This window comes from Micromonospora sp. NPDC047753 (assembly GCF_040642735.1).
In the GTDB taxonomy this organism is placed as follows: domain Bacteria; phylum Actinomycetota; class Actinomycetes; order Mycobacteriales; family Micromonosporaceae; genus Micromonospora.
The window spans coordinates 1-1,848 of record NZ_JBEYSL010000801.1; the positions used below are offsets into that span (position 1 = coordinate 1).

A 1,848-nucleotide genomic window follows, 5' to 3' on the forward strand; every position below is an offset into this window, starting at 1 on the left:
GGATGAGACCACGCGGCAAACCGGCGGGGAGACCGCGCCGGAGACCGGCAGTGGCGCGGCGACGCCGAAGCGGCTGCCACCCGGCCGCCAGGGCGGCGGTCCGGGATGGATGAGCGCCGGAATGCCCGCCGAGAAGTCGATGAACTTCGGCCCGTCGGCCCGGCGGTTGCTCGGCCGGCTGCGCTCGCACCGACTGCACCTGGCCGCGATCATCACGTTGGCCCTGGTGAGCGTCGGGTTCAGCGTGGCCGGACCGAAGATCCTCGGCCACGCCACCGACCTGATCTTCACTGGGGTGATCGGCCGGCAACTGCCCGCCGGTACCACCGCTGATCAGGCCGTCGCGGCGGCCCGGGCCAGCGGCAACAACAGCTTCGCCGACATGCTGGCCAGGATGGACGTGGTGCCCGGGGTGGGCATCGACTTCCACGCACTGAGTCGGGTGCTGCTGCTGGCGCTCGGGCTCTACCTGGCGGCGAGCCTGCTGTCCTGGTGGCAGGGTTGGCTGCTCAACGGGGTGGTCCAGCGCACGGTGCTGCGGCTGCGCGCCGAGGTGGAAGAGAAGCTCAACCGGCTGCCGCTGCCCTACTTCGACAGGCAGCCACGCGGTGAGCTGCTCAGCCGGGTCACGAACGACATCGACAACATCTCCACCAGCCTCCAGCAGACCCTCAGCCAGCTGCTCACCTCGCTGCTGACCGTCGTCGGCGTGCTGGCCGTGATGTTCTGGATCTCGCCGGTGCTGGCCCTGGTGGCCCTGGTCGCGGTGCCGTTGTCGGTGCTGGTGACCCAGCGCATCGCCAAGCGCTCGCAGAAGCAGTTCATCGCCCAGTGGACGCACACCGGCGAGTTGAACGGCCAGATCGAGGAGGCGTACACCGGCCATGAGCTGGTGAAGGTCTTCGGCCGGCAGCGTGAGGTCGAGGCCGCGTTCCACGCGAAGAACGAGGAGTTGTTCCGGGCCAGCTTCGGGGCGCAGTTCATCTCCGGGATCATCATGCCGTCGATGATGTTCATCGGAAACCTGAGCTACGTGGCGATCGCCGTGGTCGGTGGGCTGCGGGTCGCCTCCGGCACGATGAGCCTCGGCGACGTGCAGGCGTTCATCCAGTACTCCCGCCAGTTCACCCAGCCGCTCACCCAGCTCGCCTCGATGGCCAACCTGCTCCAGTCCGGGGTGGCGTCGGCCGAGCGGGTCTTCGCGGTGCTCGACGCTGACGAGCAGACCCCCGACCCGGTCGCGCCGGCCCGGGTCACCGACCCGCACGGTCGGGTCGAGTTCGAGCACGTCTCGTTCCGCTACGAGCCGGACAAGCCGCTGATCGACGACCTTTCGCTGGTCGCCGAGCCCGGACACACGGTGGCCATCGTCGGCCCGACCGGCGCCGGCAAGACCACCCTGGTCAACCTCGTGATGCGGTTCTACGAGCTGGACGCGGGCCGGATCACGCTCGACGGGGTGGACATCACCACGATGCGCCGCGACGACCTGCGCGGCCGGATCGGCATGGTGCTCCAGGACACCTGGCTGTTCGGCGGCACCATCCGGGACAACATCGCCTACGGGCGGCCGGACGCCACCGAGGAGGAGATCCTCGCCGCCGCCCGGGCCACCTTCGTGGACCGGTTCGTACGCAGCCTGCCCGACGGTTACGACACCGTCATCGACGAGGAGGGCAGCAACGTCAGCGCCGGCGAGAAGCAGCTGATCACCATCGCACGGGCGTTCCTCGCCGAGCCGTCGCTGCTGATCCTCGACGAGGCCACCAGCTCGGTGGACACCCGTACCGAGGTGCTGCTGCAACGGGCGATGGCCGCGCTGCGCTCGGACCGGACCAGCTTCGTCAT

Annotated in this window: 1 protein-coding gene; it reads left to right on the forward strand. The window is 69.3% G+C overall.

Annotated features, from left to right (window positions below; genetic code table 11):
- Positions 1-109 precede the first annotated feature (109 nt).
- Positions 110-1,848 (forward strand): ABC transporter ATP-binding protein (locus ABZ749_RS34680; RefSeq protein WP_357235523.1); only part of this gene is annotated, 1,739 nt, incomplete at its 3' end.